Source organism: Streptomyces sp. KL116D (assembly GCF_030766975.1).
In the GTDB taxonomy this organism is placed as follows: Bacteria; Actinomycetota; Actinomycetes; order Streptomycetales; family Streptomycetaceae; genus Streptomyces; species Streptomyces longispororuber_A.
Map to the genome: position 1 here is coordinate 34,686 of NZ_JASERH010000011.1, position 15,916 is coordinate 50,601.

The 15,916-nt window shown below is 70.0% G+C and carries 13 protein-coding genes; 10 read left to right on the forward strand and 3 right to left on the reverse strand.

What is annotated here, in order from left to right:
* The first annotated feature begins 98 nt into the window (after positions 1-98).
* The 3 genes from RBJ77_RS03780 (at position 99) to RBJ77_RS03790 (ending at position 2,559) form a co-directional block, all read left to right on the forward strand.
* Positions 99-587, forward strand: a complete 489-nt coding sequence (locus RBJ77_RS03780) for a hypothetical protein (RefSeq protein ID WP_372343677.1) — start codon at positions 99-101, stop codon at positions 585-587.
* A 1,392-nt stretch (positions 588-1,979) separates the two neighbouring features.
* Positions 1,980-2,399, forward strand: coding sequence for a helix-turn-helix domain-containing protein (locus RBJ77_RS03785; protein WP_372343678.1), 420 nt, complete (start codon positions 1,980-1,982; stop codon positions 2,397-2,399).
* Positions 2,371-2,559, forward strand: coding sequence for a hypothetical protein (locus RBJ77_RS03790; RefSeq protein WP_372343689.1), 189 nt, complete (start codon positions 2,371-2,373; stop codon positions 2,557-2,559). The genes RBJ77_RS03785 and RBJ77_RS03790 overlap by 29 nt, the downstream gene beginning before the upstream one ends.
* Before the next feature lie 838 nt (positions 2,560-3,397).
* Here the strand turns inward: RBJ77_RS03790 and RBJ77_RS03795 are convergent.
* Positions 3,398-4,171 (reverse strand): polysaccharide deacetylase family protein, encoded by a 774-nt coding sequence (locus RBJ77_RS03795; RefSeq protein WP_372343679.1) that lies wholly within the window; start codon positions 4,169-4,171, stop codon positions 3,398-3,400.
* 432 nt (positions 4,172-4,603) lie between these two features.
* Here RBJ77_RS03795 and RBJ77_RS03800 point away from each other — a divergent pair, with 432 nt between their 5' ends.
* The 3 genes from RBJ77_RS03800 (at position 4,604) to RBJ77_RS03810 (ending at position 6,840) form a co-directional block, all read left to right on the forward strand.
* Complete coding sequence (locus RBJ77_RS03800; RefSeq protein WP_372343690.1) at positions 4,604-4,960, forward strand: sigma factor-like helix-turn-helix DNA-binding protein; 357 nt, start codon at positions 4,604-4,606, stop codon at positions 4,958-4,960.
* A 491-nt stretch (positions 4,961-5,451) separates the two neighbouring features.
* Positions 5,452-5,634: a hypothetical protein gene (locus RBJ77_RS03805; RefSeq protein WP_372343680.1), complete on the forward strand. Its 183-nt coding sequence runs from the start codon at positions 5,452-5,454 to the stop codon at positions 5,632-5,634.
* Positions 5,635-5,901: 267 nt separating this feature from the next.
* Entirely contained in the window at positions 5,902-6,840 is a 939-nt protein-coding gene (locus RBJ77_RS03810) for a hypothetical protein (protein ID WP_372343681.1), read from the forward strand.
* Positions 6,841-8,103: 1,263 nt separating this feature from the next.
* On the opposite strand, the gene RBJ77_RS03815 is transcribed toward RBJ77_RS03810, so the two are convergent.
* On the reverse strand, positions 8,104-8,238 hold the full coding sequence (locus RBJ77_RS03815) for a hypothetical protein (protein ID WP_372343682.1): 135 nt from the start codon (positions 8,236-8,238) through the stop codon (positions 8,104-8,106).
* A gap of 169 nt (positions 8,239-8,407) precedes the next feature.
* Positions 8,408-9,211: a serine hydrolase domain-containing protein gene (locus tag RBJ77_RS03820; protein ID WP_372343683.1), complete on the reverse strand. Its 804-nt coding sequence runs from the start codon at positions 9,209-9,211 to the stop codon at positions 8,408-8,410.
* Between the two features lie 1,519 nt (positions 9,212-10,730).
* Between RBJ77_RS03820 and RBJ77_RS03825 the strand changes: the two genes are divergently transcribed.
* The 4 genes from RBJ77_RS03825 to RBJ77_RS03840 all read left to right on the forward strand — a co-directional run bounded on the left by RBJ77_RS03825 (position 10,731) and on the right by RBJ77_RS03840 (position 13,534).
* Entirely contained in the window at positions 10,731-11,048 is a 318-nt protein-coding gene (locus tag RBJ77_RS03825; protein WP_372343684.1) for a hypothetical protein, read from the forward strand.
* Positions 11,049-11,109: 61 nt separating this feature from the next.
* A complete protein-coding gene (locus RBJ77_RS03830; protein ID WP_372343691.1) occupies positions 11,110-11,277 on the forward strand; it encodes a 3-oxoacyl-[acyl-carrier-protein] synthase III C-terminal domain-containing protein in 168 nt (55 codons plus the stop codon).
* 972 nt (positions 11,278-12,249) lie between these two features.
* Positions 12,250-12,738 carry a cytochrome P450 gene (locus RBJ77_RS03835; RefSeq protein ID WP_372343685.1) on the forward strand — a complete coding sequence of 163 codons (489 nt, stop codon included), beginning with the start codon at positions 12,250-12,252 and terminating at the stop codon, positions 12,736-12,738.
* A gap of 583 nt (positions 12,739-13,321) precedes the next feature.
* Positions 13,322-13,534 (forward strand): hypothetical protein, encoded by a 213-nt coding sequence (locus RBJ77_RS03840; RefSeq protein ID WP_372343686.1) that lies wholly within the window; start codon positions 13,322-13,324, stop codon positions 13,532-13,534.
* Positions 13,535-15,916 lie beyond the last annotated feature (2,382 nt).

A 15,916-nucleotide genomic window follows, 5' to 3' on the forward strand; every position in this document is an offset into this window, starting at 1 on the left:
GGGGATCTGCAGTGGCAGTATGGACAGATGGGTGCATACGACGGCTACACCGGGCGGATCGAAGTCGACGATCACACGATCACGATCCTCCGGCGGGGATGGCGGCCAAGCTGTCCGGTCAGCGCGTCCCGGCTCGCACGCTGCCCTTGGCGGCCGTCTCGGACGTGGCCTTCAAGGACGCGTCACGCCTGGTCAACAGGGCATCTCAGATTGCCTTCGGTGGCGAGCCCCTGCCGGCGCTGACGGCGACCACGGCGGCGTCCGACCCGAACACCGTCCTGTTCCGGCACAAGCAGCGCAGGGAGCGTTCCAGGAGCTGGCCGCGTTCCTGCAGAAGGTGGTGCCATGAACCGCAGCCAGGGCCTGGACAGCGCCCAGTGTACGCGGCCGCGGACGACCCGCAAACCCACCACGTCGGTAAGCTCGACGCCTACGCGCAGCGCCTCGGGGAGGAAGAGCGCCACGCTGCAGGGCGCAGAACGCGGAGCGGCAGGAGGCAGGGCGGCGAGGACCGGGGCGAGAAGCTGGCCGCGAAGCTCGACCCGAGCGGCGAGCGCCCCGACATCGTGGCGGCCGCCGCGCCTTGAGCAACCACGGCTGGGTGGCGGGCGCGAGTTGAAGAAAGCTCGCCGAGCACCTGCACGACGGCGAGGAAGGTCCGGCTCATCGCCCAGGGCACGTACGCGGACCGGCAGGGCATCCTCGTCCTCACGGACCTGCGGCTGCTGTTCCTGTTCCACGGTCTGGTCAGTCAGGCCAAGGAGGGACTTCCGCTGCGCCTGATCAGCTCGGTGCAGACCAAGAGCGGCATGGTCACGGGCGAGCTGCGGGTGTTCGTGTCCGGGAACAACTTGCGGTGATCAGGGCATCATCAAGAACGACACCTCGCCCCGCTGGCAGACGCCGTCCGTGAGGCATCGCCGCCGCAGGCACGCCCCCTCCGCCCCGGCTGCGACCGCTGCCGCCCCCGGACCCCGGACGTCTTCGCGCAGATCGAGAAGCTGGCCGACCTCCCGCAGGGCGGGCATCCTGGGCGACGAGGAGTTCGCGGAGAAGAGCAGGGAACTGCTCGGACGCCTGTGGGCCCGCCGAGGCCTCACCCACCCCTCAGCGCGATCGTCGACAAGGCGGGCGAGGTGGACTCCGCCGGCTGGTTCCTGGCGCGTAGGCAGCGCCAGGAACCTGAGCAGCTGGTCGCGGCAACGGTGCTGCCCGGTGGTTTCCCGATCACTGGATAGCCCGCAGTTCATCGGAGCGCCCGCACGGCGAGGCCGGCAGGCTCGTGCTCAAAGATCGGTGATCGGCCGTACGTAGGTCAAGGACGAGACGGAACTGCTGATTCACCTCTCGGATTGCGCTGACCAGCGCAGAAGGGTCTTCCGGTGAGCGCAGGAACCCCGCTTGTCCCAGAGACACGGGTGCGGTTTTCCTGACCGGGCTCGGTCGAGCAGGTGTGAAGTCGGGACACGACTGCGGGAACACGGCCTGTGTGTGGCGTCTGACCTGTGTGAACCGGCCTTTGCGGCTGGTTGGGCGGCCGACTGCGCACAGGGACGTGGTTGCGGATAGTCGCCTTGGGGGGTTCGTCAGAGCGGCCCGGATGCTGCAACATCACTTCACCGTCAGGTGGCGGCAACCACCCGGCGGCGAACGTGCGGTTGCCCGCAGTCCATCAGAACGACAGGAGTTGAACGTGACCAGTTCCGCTTACCGCATGCCCGTCGCGCCCGTTAACCGGCACCGAGGCCAGCATCCTCATCGTGGTCGTCATCGTCGCCGCCGTCCTGGCCGGCGCCGGTCTCCCCCTCGCCAGCATCACCATCCTGCTCATCGAAGCCGGCGCGGTCGGCGCAACTGCTGCTCCGCCTGCGCCGCGCAGCCGGTGCACCCGCCGGCCCGCTGACCCACTCCCATGGGGCGCAGCGAGAATCCGATGGCCCAGTGCGGCAAGACGCTGCAGGCCCTCGCGACCTGGCTGCGTGCCGGTCGCGAGGCCGCAGGAACTCACGTACGCCGAGCTGGCCGCACGTACCGAGTACAGCCCGGACACACTGTCGCGTGCCGTGTCCGGCCGGAGCGTGCCACGCAATCTGAAGGTCGTGCTCGCCTACGCCGAGGCATGCGGCCTCAGCGGCAAGGAGGCCGAAGGACTGTGGAAGAAGGCGCGGAAGGGAAGAGGCGCAGGCGCGCAGTACCCTGACCGGCCACGACGCTCCGGCAGCGTGAACATCCGCGTCGTCAAGGACTTCGCCGAGTTGCACTACGCGATCGTGCACCTCTACCACGACGACGGGAGGCCCGCCGCTGCGCAGCCTCGACGCCCGGGTCGACGGTCTGGGGCGCCTGCCGCACAGCACCGTTGCCCGGATCCTGAACGGACGCACCACACCCAGCCGTGAGATGGTCCGCAGCCTTGCCCAGGCCCTCGGCGCGCGCCCGACGGACCTCATCCACTGGGAGAAGGCATGGGACCGGGCCGACGCCGACCAGCGCAGCATCCAGTTGCGTCGGGAGACGGAGAAGAGTCTGCGCCAACGCCTCACACGCACAGCCCCGTGACGCCACGCGATCTGCAGCAGCTGATGGGAGATCTGGAAGCCTCGGCGCCTGCGAACCCGGGCTCAAGCTGCTGGTCCACATCCCCCGACTCCGACGCGCGGATGGGAACCCACCGTCCGCATGACCCGCGAGCTTCTCGTCGACCAGGCACAGCGCCGCGGCGAACTGTCCTGCCCTGACTGCGGACGCCCGTCGCTGGGCTACGACGACGCACAAGGCTGGACGGCGAGGCGGTGCGAACAGTGTGCTCCGCCGCCTGCGACGAACGGCGGCACCGTGGCCGGAGCCCACCGCACCTCCGGAGCTGCCTCGCCGAACGGACAGCGCTCGCCTCGGGCCAGCCCCACGGTCCCTGGCACCCTCACCGTCAAGCCTGCCGCCCCGCCCGCGGCCCCGCAAGCCGAGGCCGCCGGCCCCTGCCGTCAGGCCCGGATGTCCCGACCCTGCATCTGCGATTGCCGGCATCCATCAGGTCACCGCAGCAGCCGGACACGACCGCGGTCGGCGCAACTCCCGGCTGCGCCAGGCGCTGTTACGCCGACCGGCCCGACCGACTGGTTCGCGCCGCGGGTTGCGCCGGCGCCACGCTTTCGTGTGCGGGAGCCGAGTTGGCCGGCCGCGGACCAGGGCGGGCCGACGCTCCCGCTCATGGGGACGATCCTGCGCACGATCAGAGCTCACGACGAGCGCTCCCGCCCCACTCCGCCCGCACCAGCTCCAGCCCCTCCCCCTATCCCTACTCCTACTCCTACTCCTCCGGACGGTGGCTTCTTCGGCTTGACGACGGGGAGACGCCGGTGCGCGACGTCTCCCGAGGCGCCCCGCAGGACGCAGTGGTTCAGCGCACCGGGAATCCGAAGGAGTAGCCCTGCTGCTTGAGCTGGGGGGCAGCCGGCGCAGGGCCTCGAGCGGTCTGGGTGCGGTCGCCGCCCGCGTCGTGGAAGAGGAGCGTCGGCCCGTTGGGCAGTTCTTCCTGGACGGTGGCGACGATGGCGTCGGTGCCCGGCTGCTCGAAGTCCTTGGTGTCCACGTTCCAGCCGAGCGGCCGCATGCCCCGGGGAGGCGGCGAGGTCACGGCTGTAGGGGGTGAGCGGCTCCGCCGAGGGGCCCGGTAGTACATCGGCCGTACGCCCCCGGACGCCTTGGTGATCATGCGTTCGGCGTCGCATGATCTGCCGCGACTGGTAGGACTCGGGCTTCTTGTCCATGGTCGTGTCGTGCGACACGGTGTGTCGCACAACCGGTGCCCGGCCGCGACGACCTTCTTCACGAGGTCGGGGTGGGCCTGAGCCTGCGTGCCCACCATGCAGAACGTGGCCTTCACTCCCGTACTCCGCAGCACGTCCAGGACTTGGGGCGTCCATACGGGGTCGGGGCCGTCGTCGATGGTGATGTTGACGCCGCGTTCACCCGCATCGGAAGCGTGCGCGATGCTCGCCGCGACCCGCTTGACGCCGCGCTGGAGACGGGGGCCTTCTCCCGAGGCGACGACTCGTTCGCGGCACCGGCCTGCGCAGTCCACACCGAAGGCGCCCGTGGCGGCAGTGTCACGCCGAGCGCCGCCCCCGATCAACTTGCCGTACCAGCCGCGCTGCTCGCCGTGCCGTGCCATGTCCGTCCCCTTTTGCGCAGTCCTCGTCGACCTGGTCACCGTGCGACCATCCGTCAGGACGAGGCTCCGGCTCAGAAAGATCCATCCGTTACTGATCACGGACAATTCCGGGAAAGATCGCGGACAAACCGCGGCGCCACCGGCAGCCAGAGATTCGGACCACCAGCGGCGGTTCGTTCGGCCGGCAGGCTCGGCTCGCAAAGTTCCTCCCACGAGGCAACCTGATGCATTGCCCAGCCAGTTGGCCAAGTATGAGGCAGAAGAGAACGGCGGTTGAGGAATGGGCGGGGAGGCGCACGGACGACTTCGAGGCGTTCGTCGACGCCCGCGGCCCCAGGCTGCTGCGGGTCGCCTGGCTGCTGACGGGAGACGCCCATCTCGCCGAGGACCTGCTGCAGACGGTGCTCGCGCGCGTGGCCCAAGTGGCACAAGATCGCCGACGGGGGAGCCGGAGGCGTACATCCGCAGGCCCTCGTCCACACGCATGCCTCCTGGTGGCGGCGGCGCTGGCGGGGCGAGGTCCCGCACGGCGAACTCCCGGATCGAGCCGCCTCGTTCGGCGCGTGTACGAGGGCGCTGGAACAGGAGGAGGCCCTCGCGGCCGCCGTGCGGTCGTTGCCGGTGCGGCAGCGGTCGGTGGTCGTGCTGCGCTACTTCCCGAGGGACCTCAGTGTCGAGGAGACGGCCAAGGTGCTCGGCTGCGCGCCGGGCACGGTCAAAAGCCAGGCGTCAAGGCGCTGCGCGCTGCGGGCGGTGATTGCCGCAGCCAGTGAGGCGTCCGATGAGTGACGCCGCCGGCGACCACGCGGCAGCCACGATCAAGCCGACCAAGAGCGTGCGCTGCGGGAGTTCCTGGGGCGCAGGTGCCGGCTGCCCGCATCGGAGGACCGGATGCGGGGCGTACGCGGACGGATCCGGCGCCGTCGCCGCCGCCGTGCGGCCGCCGTGGCAGGAACCACGGCGCTCGTGGGCATCGCCGCCGCCGGCTCCTGCTGCCCGGCGACCCGCCCACCGGGCCGTCGTTCGCACCGCCCGCGGCCGCCGGGGGCACCGTCTTCCGCACGCCGAACTGGACGGCCTGGCCCTGCGCCTGCCGCCCGGCTGGCACGGGACCGCCACGCGCAAGGACCGCATGTGGGGGCAAGGCGGGCCCGGTGGCGTACCTGACCTCACAAGACCTGCCGCAGCCGTTCGCGACCTGCCCGGCGGACGTGAGCGGCCTGCGCCGAACCGGCCGACCGGCGGCGGCAGCGTGCTGGCGGCCGTGTCCCTCGACCGCAGTGTCGCGCTCCACAAGAAAGATCCGTACGCCCGCCGGGTTCGACACCAGGATGCTCGGCCCCTGCTGCCGCTCGCTCGGCGCCAAAGCAGGGCTCTACGGCCTGTTCCGCGTAGGCGGGGCGACGGGACGCCCACCCGGCGACGGCGTGGTCTCGCTCTGCACGTACGGCCCGCCCGGCTGAGCGGCCCCACTGGAGAACGCCCTGCGCCAAGCCCTCGCCACGGCCCGCATCACACCGAGCGAGAAGAACGGCTGACGACGCCCCAGTACCCGTACCCCGGGTACGAACGGCAGCCACACGCCACTAGAACGAACAGAACGCGTCACACGTACGACGCGCCCTACACGCGCGACCCGCCCTACACGGCGACACGCGCGCCCAAGCACCGCACCCTCCACCCCTGCGACCGACAGCACCGCACTCACGACTCACGGAAGGCACACACCCATGCCGCCGCGCTCCACCTGGCGGTGCTCGCTCGCCGCCGGCCTGCTCCTGACCGGCTGCTCGGACAGCACTCACCACGCGCGCGCCACCCTCGCGACCAGGCCCAGCACGCCCCGCCCCCAGCCCTGTACGGGCCGAACAAGCAGCAGCCCCAACGGACATACCGGGCCTGGGCTCAGAACCCCTTTCTCCCGCATACCTGCCGCGACCCGCCAGGCCATCGTCGTCACGGGAGACGGCGCCGACGCCACCACCGGCACGGCGCAGCGCTACGTCCGCGACGCAACCACCGGCTGGCAACGGCTCGGCACCCCCTGGCCCACCCGCAACGCCCTCAAGGGCTGGACCGCCCACCACGTCCAAGGCGACCTGCGCACCCTCCGGCGTCTTCGGTCTCACGGACGCGGGCGGCCACGAACCGAACCCCGGAACGGAGCTCGCCGTACGACACGGGCCCGGCCTTCGTCGCGCACGGCACCAACGCCGGAGGGCGAGCCGCTGGGCGACGCCTTCGACTACGTCGTCGCCATCAACTACAACCGCAAGCCCGGCACCACCCCCCTGGACTGGACCCGCCCGCTGGGCATGAACCGCGGCGGCGGCATCTGGTTCCACGTGGACCACGGCGGCCCCACCCAGGGCTGCGTCACTCTCCCAGCCGCGGATGCGCGAACTGCTGCGCTGGCTGGACAAGGAGAGCCGACCGGTGGTCGTGATGGGGGGACAAGACGACCCTCGGACGCTGAGCCTCGACGCGCCCTTTCTGCTCTGCCGAGCCGATCCCAGTTCACGAGCCCCGCCGCCGCTTCACCGAAGAGGCGCATCATGGCGTACATGTTGAACTACAACCTCGCCGTCCCCGATGTGGATGACGCCGGTGTCCTGGCCGCGTTGGTGGCCGAGGGCGATGGTCTCGACGTCCTGAGTCACGGCAGTTGACGACTGGTCGCTTACCCACACCCGCGACGGGCTGGACGGTCGCCCACCAGGTGGCTCACTCTCGCGTGGTCGGACGCCAATGTACTCAGCGCCCTGCGCACTCCGGATGCGTTCACCGTCGAGCTTGAGCGGGCGGAAGCCGAGGCGGCGGACACGCCGACATGGCCGCAGCGGCGGGCGCGGCGGCCCACACCTCGGTCGGTGCTCCTGGAGGAGTGGCGGACCGGTCGGGCGGAACTCGCGGCGGCGCTGCGCGACACGCCCTGGGACCACGCCTTCCCCTGGTACATGTCGAAGGTGACCCCGGCCCTGATGGTGCTCCCTTCGTCTGATGGAGACCTGGGCACACGGGCAGGACGTCTTCGACGCGGTGGGCGTGACGCACCCGCCGACCGATCGGCTGCGGCACGTGGCGCTGCTGGGAGTGCTGGGACGCGCTGTCCTTCGCCGCCGTCCGGACCGCCTGAGCCGGCAGCCGCTTCCGCGTCGAGCTGACAGCACCTGACGGACAGACCTGGGTGTAGGGCCCCGAGACGGCCGCCCAACGAGTACAGGGCAGCGCCATGGACTTCTGCCTGTGCGTCACCCGGCGTCGCCCTGCTCGGGGACCGATCTGACGGCGACCGGCGATGACGCGCAGAAGTGGCTGGAGTTGGCGCGCGTCTTCCTCTGAGGTCTGCTGCTGAAGCCGCGTTGGAAGGAACGGGAAGGAACGGTCGGATCGCCTTGGGTGTCGGATCGGAGGGATGTCGTGATTCCAGGGATCGTGTATCAAGTCGCCCTGATTGTCTGTGGTGTCGGGGCCATGGGCTAGGGGTGTGGCGATAGCGCTGATGAACTGGCGTGGTTACCGCAGGAAGGTGACCCGGAGGGTCGAGATTCTGTCGTCGATCAACATGCCGCACGGGACCGAGTACAGGTTTCGCGCGGTTGATGAGAAGGGGCGATTTCGCTACCTCATCGCGGTGGTGAATGGCCTGCGGGCCGCCCCGAGAAGTTCGGCGACCGAACCTTCAGAGTCGGGCAGTTCGTCACCCTTGACTACGACCCGGAGGACCCGCTCTACCTCTACCCTCCGGGTCGGTATCCGCGCATACATTCGTGGGGGGATACCGCTCGGCGCGCTGCTCATGGGCGCGACCACCACTGCGCTCGGCATCGTGTCGTTCAGCCAATGACAATGAGCTTGAACTCGGTTTCTCGTAGCAGCTGTTGGCAGGACGTGGGCGTCGCGGAAGTAGCTCAGTGACCAGTAACCAGCAACTACAGCAGCCCCGGAAGGGATCGCAGGTTCTGGAGCAGCCCCTTCGTGGGGACGGTCCCGTTGCAGAACACGAGGTTGCAGTACGGATTGGTGATCGCGTCACTGAGCAGGACGCCGGGATCCAGGTAGTTCATGGGATTCACGTCCAGATCGATGGGGTCGCCGGGATAGCCCGGGGTCGGGGACGTGCGTGTCCTCGACGGCGGCCATCAAGGCCCGGAAGAACGTCCATTGCATCTCGTCGGGTGCCGATCCGAGCAGAACCGGTGGGTCCAGGGACGGGGCTGCCGAAGTATCCGGTGGTCACCACCGTCGATGTGCAGGCTGGGGATCATGATCGCGAGCTGGCCGCCGGTGCCGTTCATCTCGTAGGTGATCGGCCGGCGCCGAGGGAACGGCGTGGCGTTGCAGTGTCTGGGCGGCGGGGATGTCCGCTCCGGTGCACGGCTTGCCGCGGTTGGTCCAGAACAGCAGTCCGTAACAGCCGTTGGTGGGGGTCGGTTCGCTGACCGCGGCGACGTACGAGGCGGATACGATCTGCGATCCGTTCCAGCGGCCGTTGTTGCTCATCAGCAGGGGCGAGCCGGGCGAGTTGGCGGTGGGTGTGGAACAAGTGGGCGTAGCCGTAGCGTTTCCCTGACCGGTCGCGCAGCCAGAAGTAGCTGCCGGGCTTGATACCGATCGGTCGAACAAGTGCTGCTGCTGCGCGAAGGCCACGAGGTCCTGGTCGACGGCGCGCCGCACGACGTAGGCCAGGAGGGCGGGGCCGAGTTGGCTGTACTGGAACGTGGTGCCCGGCTCGTGCACGAACGGCTGGGAGAGCGCCTCCTGCGCGAGATGGGGATCCGTTCCCGTCGTCGCGGCTTCGGACAGGATGGCTTGCCGCAGGCCGCTGGTCTGTGTCAGGAGCTGGCGTACGGTGATCGCGCGGTGCGCGGCGTCACCCCACCCGCGGCCGTGGGGAAGGTAGCGGTCGATGGGATCGTCGAGGTGCAGTTTCCCCTGGTCGACGGCGATGCCCGTCAGCATCGAGACGACCGACTTCGTCACGCTCCAGAGGTTGTTGTGCAGCGACCCGCCGACGGTGTCGAGCGGACCCGTCGCCACGAGGCAGTTGTTGCGGAAGACCTGAACGGATCATGGCGCAGCCGCACGCTCAGCATGGTCAGCGGCGGCCTTCAACTGTGCGGCGTCGAGGTTCTCTTGCGTCGGGTCGGCGGTGGGAAGGAGTCCGACGAGTCCGAGGCCGACGGGGTCCCGCACTTTCGGTGCGGCGGTGGCCGAGGCCGAGCCGGCGGGCACCACGGCGGCGCCGGCCAGCATCGCGCACGTCAGGGCGATTCGTCCCAACAGTCGTCGCATCCGAACCGCACCCTCACTCATGTCTGCAGGCGGCAACCCCGCTCAGTCGCGGAGGCTCGCGGAGCGGCCGAGCGTAAAGCTGTCACGTGAGCATGCATGCAAGGTGGTGGCTGGTGTGGGTTCCGTGCACGGGATATACGGGATGTGGATGTGGCGTCACGGGCGCGCGCCCCTGCTGGGTTGTCCGCTACCAGTGCCCCTCACATGCTGTCGGGCGGGATGGGGGGTGGCCTGGTGGTGGTACATCCGCCACGTCGCGTCCGCACCTGCTTGCGCCAGAGCGAACTCCGCCGTGCCCGGTCCCCGTCCAGCGTGGTCTCGAAGGGTGAGGTGCACCAGTCCGGGCGCCAGCACCACACCCACGAAGTCCGGAGGCTCGTAGCGCGACCGCTCTCCGCCGCACCGTCCAGCTTCCGGGCAGCGCGGCCAGCATCTCGTCGTACGTCCACCGCCGCCCCGTACGCGCCGACCTCGACGAACTCCGGGTCGAGCAGCCCCGGGCGAGCGAACGAGACATGCGCACACGGGGTCCATCAGCCGCAGCTCGCCCGCGATCACTTCGCGTACCTCATCCGTCTCCCTGGCTCATCCAGGCGATCTTCGCGCAGGTGGCCACGCCCCTCGCAACCGAGTTCCCGCGAACGGCTGGCTCCCGACCCGGCCCCGATCCGATGCCGGAACGAGCCCGATCGGGCAGGATCGAGCCCGTGGTGACTGCGACTGGTGGTGCCTGCGGATCGCCGGCCTGCACATCCACCCGCGGGTGAAACCGATATTTCTGCATAACCACCTCCGTTCATGATCGTTCTCCCTCCGGTGCTTGGCGTCGGCAAACGGCTCGACCGCACGGCGGAGAGGCAGTGAAGTGACGTCGGAACAGGCGTGCCTGGCAGGAGTGGTCCGCGCCATGGGCGCTTGTCTGCCGGAGACGGTGGTGACCAACGGCGACCTCGCTGAGAAGCTCGGTGTCTCGCCGGAATGGATCGAGCAGCGCACGGGCATCCGTGAACGCCGGCATGTCTCCGGGGCTGCTCGACAGGGAGCCGCGTGGCCGTCGAGGCCGGCCGTCGGGCGCTGAGCGGGATCGCCCGGGGCGGTGCAGAGCGCCGATCCTGGCGGCAGCAGTACCGATCACCTCCGTACCGGCGACAGCGCCTGTGGTAGCGCGAGCGCCTGGGCATCGGCACGGTGGCTGCCCCTGGACGTCACGCCGCCTGCAGCGGCTTCGTCTAGCGCACTTGCTGTCGTCTTGAACGGTTTGGCTGTGCAGCGGCGCAGTGGCGAACCGCGTGCTCGTCACCGGCGCGAGGACACCGCCAGCGGCTTCACCGCGCGGGCGGATCCGGACACCGCTCCGATCTTCGGTGACGGCGCGGGTGCCGTGGTCCTCGAGGCGGGCCGCCCGACGGCTCGCGCTCGGGAGCGTTCGACCTCGGCAGCGACGGCACCGGCCGGGGAGTACCTCCACGTCCCCGCCGGGTGCACGGCAGATCCTCGCACGGGCAGGTGCCACTGTCGCAACAGGCCTACATGCGGATGGAAGGCCGCGAACACGGTGGCCGGCACGCGGTGCGCCGCATGAGCGCCTCGTGCCGCACCGCGTGCGAACTCGCCGGCTGGCACCGATTCGGTGACCGCGGTCGATCGCTCACCAGGCGAACGCCCGCATCCTCACCGCGCTCGCCCAGCGGCTGGACATGCCGCGCGAGAAGTTCCCTTCCAACATCGCGGAGGTCGGCCACGGCACGTCGCCGCCTCCGTCCCCTGCTCCTGGCGCACACCGCGGAGCGCCGGCGGTTCCAGGCGGGTGACCGGCTGGATCCTCACGTCACTTCGGAGCCGGCCTCACCTGGGCGTCCACCACATCTTCACTCTGGCCCGAACTCTGAGGCGACCCGACACATGAGCGAACGACTTCACTCACGCTGCTCGCGCAGACTGCGGAGCTCGCCCCTGATACGAGTCTCGCCGCAGGACACACTGAGCGAACTGACCTGGACCTCGCGTTGGTCGAACTGTCGGAGCGCCTGCTGACCGACTTCGGCGTCGACATGAGCGATGACGAACTGCGCGGCCCTCGACCGCATCGAGACGATCGTGGGCGTGCTCGGTGAGCGCCGGGCGTCGGCCGGCAGCCGACATGAGAATCAGAAATCCCGATCGGGTCCGCGCGAGCTCTGCGACTCCCGGGGCACCGATGCTCCGCCCGGGAGACGCCAGCTGCGCCGGACGCCCTCGAGCCGGGGCGCTGCGGGCCGGCCAGGGCTCCCGGAGCATGGCCGGTCGTCGTCACCCGCCGGATCTGTTCCGCCGCCCGTTGGCGTTCATGGACTCACTGCCGCCCACGGGGACATCGTGCGGGTACGGATCGGCTTACGCGACGCGTACGTGCTATGCCACCCCGAACTGGTACGGCGGGTCTCACCGACTCACGGGCCTTCGACCGCGAGGGACCGCTCTACGAAAAGGTCAGGGCCGCTCTCGGCAACGGCCTCGCCTCGTGTCCTCGCGCCGACCACCGAGGGCAGCGCCGGGTGCTCCAGCCCGCCTTCCACCACAAGCGCCTCGGAACAGTGCTGCCCAGGTGATGAGCGCCGAGGTGGAGACGCTCACGGACCGGTGGCGCAGCGGACAAGTCGTCGACGCGGTCGACGAGATGTTCCGGCTGGACCACCGCGGTCGCGGTACGGACACTGTTCTCCTCCGACTTCCCGCACCCGTCGCGGAAGAACTGCGCGACTGCCTTCGACGTCTTCCTGCGCGGCGTGTATACGCGGGTGCTGATGCCCGCCGTGGACGCCGTGCCCTCACCCAGGCGACGCCGCTACCGACGATGCTCCTGGTGCGCTGGCGCGCACTGGTCTCCGGAATCATCGCCGAGTACCGGGCGGCCGGAGTCGATCAGGACGACGTCCTGTCCTCTGCTTCCTGGCGGCACGCGACGACAACGGCCGGCCGCTCTCCGACCACGAACTGTGCGACCAGGTCGCCCTCCTGGTGCTCGCCGGGGGCGGAGACCACGTCCCTCGGCCCTGGCCTGGTGCGTGCAGCTGCTCGGGTCCCACCCGGACGTTCTCGGCCGGCTGCAGACCGAGGCCGACACGGTGCTGGGCGGTTCCATCGCCACCTGGGACGACCTGCCGGATCTGACCTTCACACACCGTGTGGTCCAGGAGGTGCTGCGCCTGTATCCGCCGGCCTGGGCCATCACGCGCACCACCGTCGAACCCGTGGAGCTGGCCGGGAGCAGCTCGCCCTGGGCAGCACGGTGATCTGCAGCCCGTACGTCATTCACCGGCGCGACGACTTCTTTCCGGACGCGGCCGCGTTCGATCCCGACCGCTGGCAGAACGGACATCCCGCACCGAGGGCGTACCTGCTCCTTCGGCCTGGGAGCGAACAAGTGCATCGGTGAGGCCTTCGGTCTGGCGGGAGGCCACGCTGGCGCTGGCTTCCTGGTGTCCCGCTGGCACCTGCGCCCCCTTCCCACACGGTCGTCCAAGGCCGCGCCGCTGCGGTGTCCTGGCCCCCGGCTCCCTGCCGGTGCTCGTGGACGCCAGGCTGCCCACCCTAGGTCGTGACCGCCAGGGTCCACCGCCACCGCGCTTCCGTTCACCACCGCGTTTCCGTCCACCTCTCACCGCCCCGCGAACCCCTCGCCAAGACTCCCCGGGTACCGCCGTGACCAGCCCCCGGCTGTGACGCGGGCATCCGCCCGGAGCATCCCGCAGACCGCGATCGACCGCACCGTCTACTCAGCATGGCCCGCCGTTGTCGGCGGCAACGCCATGCACATCGGCGTGGTGCTGACCTTTCCCGGACCGGCGCCGTCCCTGAGTGAGCTCGCCGGCGCACGTGGCCGAGCGGTTGCCCCTGGTCAGAACTGACCTATCGAGCGGGCCGGTACGACCCGGCACCGCCTGGGAGCCGGACTGCCTTCTGACCTCGGCCGGCACTCTGCACCGGATCGACGTGGACACGACGGCGGTCACGGCGACCGACGCGATGGTCACGGCGATGCACACCCCGCAGCTCGATCCCGAACGGCCGTTGTGGGACTGTGGTTGATCAGTACCCCCGACGGATGGGGACTGGGCTACCGCTCCCCATCACGCCTTCCAGGACGGGCTGGCCGGAATGCGGTCCCTGCGCGCCCTCTTCGGCCCGCCCACCACCATGGTGAGGCAGTGCCTCACGCCGCCGCCCGCCCGGTCCGGCTCCCGACCTCGGTCTCGGCGCCGACATGCTGCTGCTGCTGCGCCGGTGGGCCGGTGGTCGCCGTTGGACGGCCCTTTGACGGGCGACGCGTCGCCCATACCGTCGACACCGGACTCGACCGGCTGCGGGCCATCAGCCGCTCCACCGGCGCGTCCTCAACCAGATCTGCCTCGCCGCGCTCGCCTCCGTACTTTGCGCGACTGGCACCCGGAGGACTGGACAGGACCTGACTGGAGCCTGCGGACGGGCATGGGTGTCAGCCTTCGCCCCGGGCGCACCCCTCCTCGGGAACTGGGCAGGCGTCACCTACCTCGACCTCCCGCGCGGTGACGCGACTCCGCTGGACCGGCTGGAGAAGCTGCGCGGCCAGCTCACGCCCGCGCGCCTGAGGCAGGTACGCCACCGGCAGCGCTGCCCTACCAACGGCTGCCCTACTGGTGCGCCCAACTGGGCGTGCACCTGACCCCTCAACCCCCGGCACGCGCTGCCAGTGCGTGTCCGACGTCCCTTCCCGGTGCCGCTCACCTTCACGTCGCCGCCGGTGTGTCTACCCGCTGATGGTCTGGCTGCCGCGGCAGCCTGTTCGCGGCGTGGTCCAGCTAGTCGCGACCGGATGTGCGTCGCCTTCCACACGTACGACACGCTGGCCGGCCACGACACCCTGACCGCCCTGTGGACCCGCGCCGTCGACGACCTCGAGCAAGCTCAGTGGAGCCGTGCCCCCACGAGGCGGCGGCACACGGGAGCGGACGCGTCGATGACCACGGCATATCGTGCCCGCGCGCCGCAGGACGCGGCTGGTGCAGCGGCATGGGACTACTCTGTGCCGGGAGGCGAACGGCACCGATCCCCGGTGCCGCCTTCGCCGAGGACACCGGAGTTCACCTCTGCCCCTTCGGAGTGCAGGAGGCCCGCGCCCGGATCCGCGTCGGCACCGGCCTGGACATCGGCCTGGACCTGACGACGACGAGGCCTTCAGCGCCATGGTGGTCGCGTGCTGGCCCACCTCTACCCTCCTCGGCCGGGCCGCCTGCCCTCAAGGGACGCCATGCTCCAGCAGGGTCCGAAGGTGCCGGCGGCGCAGCCGCTACCGGCTTCCTTCCCCGCGGTGCCGGAGTTCGCCGCCGACACCGACTGCACCGCGGTCGCCCTGTCCGCTCCACCGCCACCACGCGCTCGACGCACCGGCAGCGTGCGACCAGGCCCGCGAACTCCTCAGCGGCGCGGCCGCACCTGCCACCGAACCCCACCCTCCACCCAGGTGCCGTGATGGTCTACTGGGACGACGGAAAGTTGAGCTCAACGCCGTGGCCCGGGGTCGCGCAGAGACTGCTGGTCAGCGAGAACGTCCTCCACACCGTGATCTAATCGGCCTTCACAGGACCATCGGGCCAGGACCTCGCGGGCAGCCACCTGGCCACGTGAGGACCAACTTCCGCCCGGCTGCCACGGATAGCGGGACGCGCCGTCACCTCCTCAGCAGCCGCCTCTCCCGCGCCGCCCGCGGCACCCGCGGCCTCCGCGGCTCGTCCGGCGGCCGTCGGCGTGCCGCACTCGGGTCGCGGACGACCCGCTGACCTGCACTGCGACATCGCCCCGACCAATCTAGGAGCACCGGGGACCCATAACCGCCACGAAACACCTCGCAGCACTGCAACATTAACGGAGCCTGGCCGGCCCGCCCCTACCTGCATGGGCCGTCCCCGTGTCACTTTCGGCTCCGCCCACCTCACCACGGTTTCGCACTGCGTGCCTGCAGCCCTGCGCCAACCGAAAGGACATCGCGCTGATGAACGACCAAGCCCTCGCCCCGTACCTGGAACACCTTCCCGACCCCACGCGCCGGGCGCTCGCCCGTGCTCCTCGACTCGGACCCTGCGGCGCCGCTGCACCACAGGTCCGGGAGGGCGGCACGCGCCAGCGGTCGCTTCTTCTACGCGGCCGCACCTTTCGCCTCCTTCTGCTGCGCTGCCCGGCGACGCGCGCGCGCGAGAGCGCGCCGTCGGCAAGTTCGCGATCTTCTCACTTTCGGCGTCGACGACGGTCCAGCGCACAATCCAGCGCCTCTGCACCGCCACCTCGACGAGGCAACTTGTACGCCGGCGAACTTCGGGGCACTCACGCCAGCCTGCGAAGTGGCGTAACAAAACGCGAAAGCGTTTCACGATAAATGCGAAACGGTTAAACACCCACCCTGAGGCAACGAACCAGCACACCTTGATAAACGGTAAA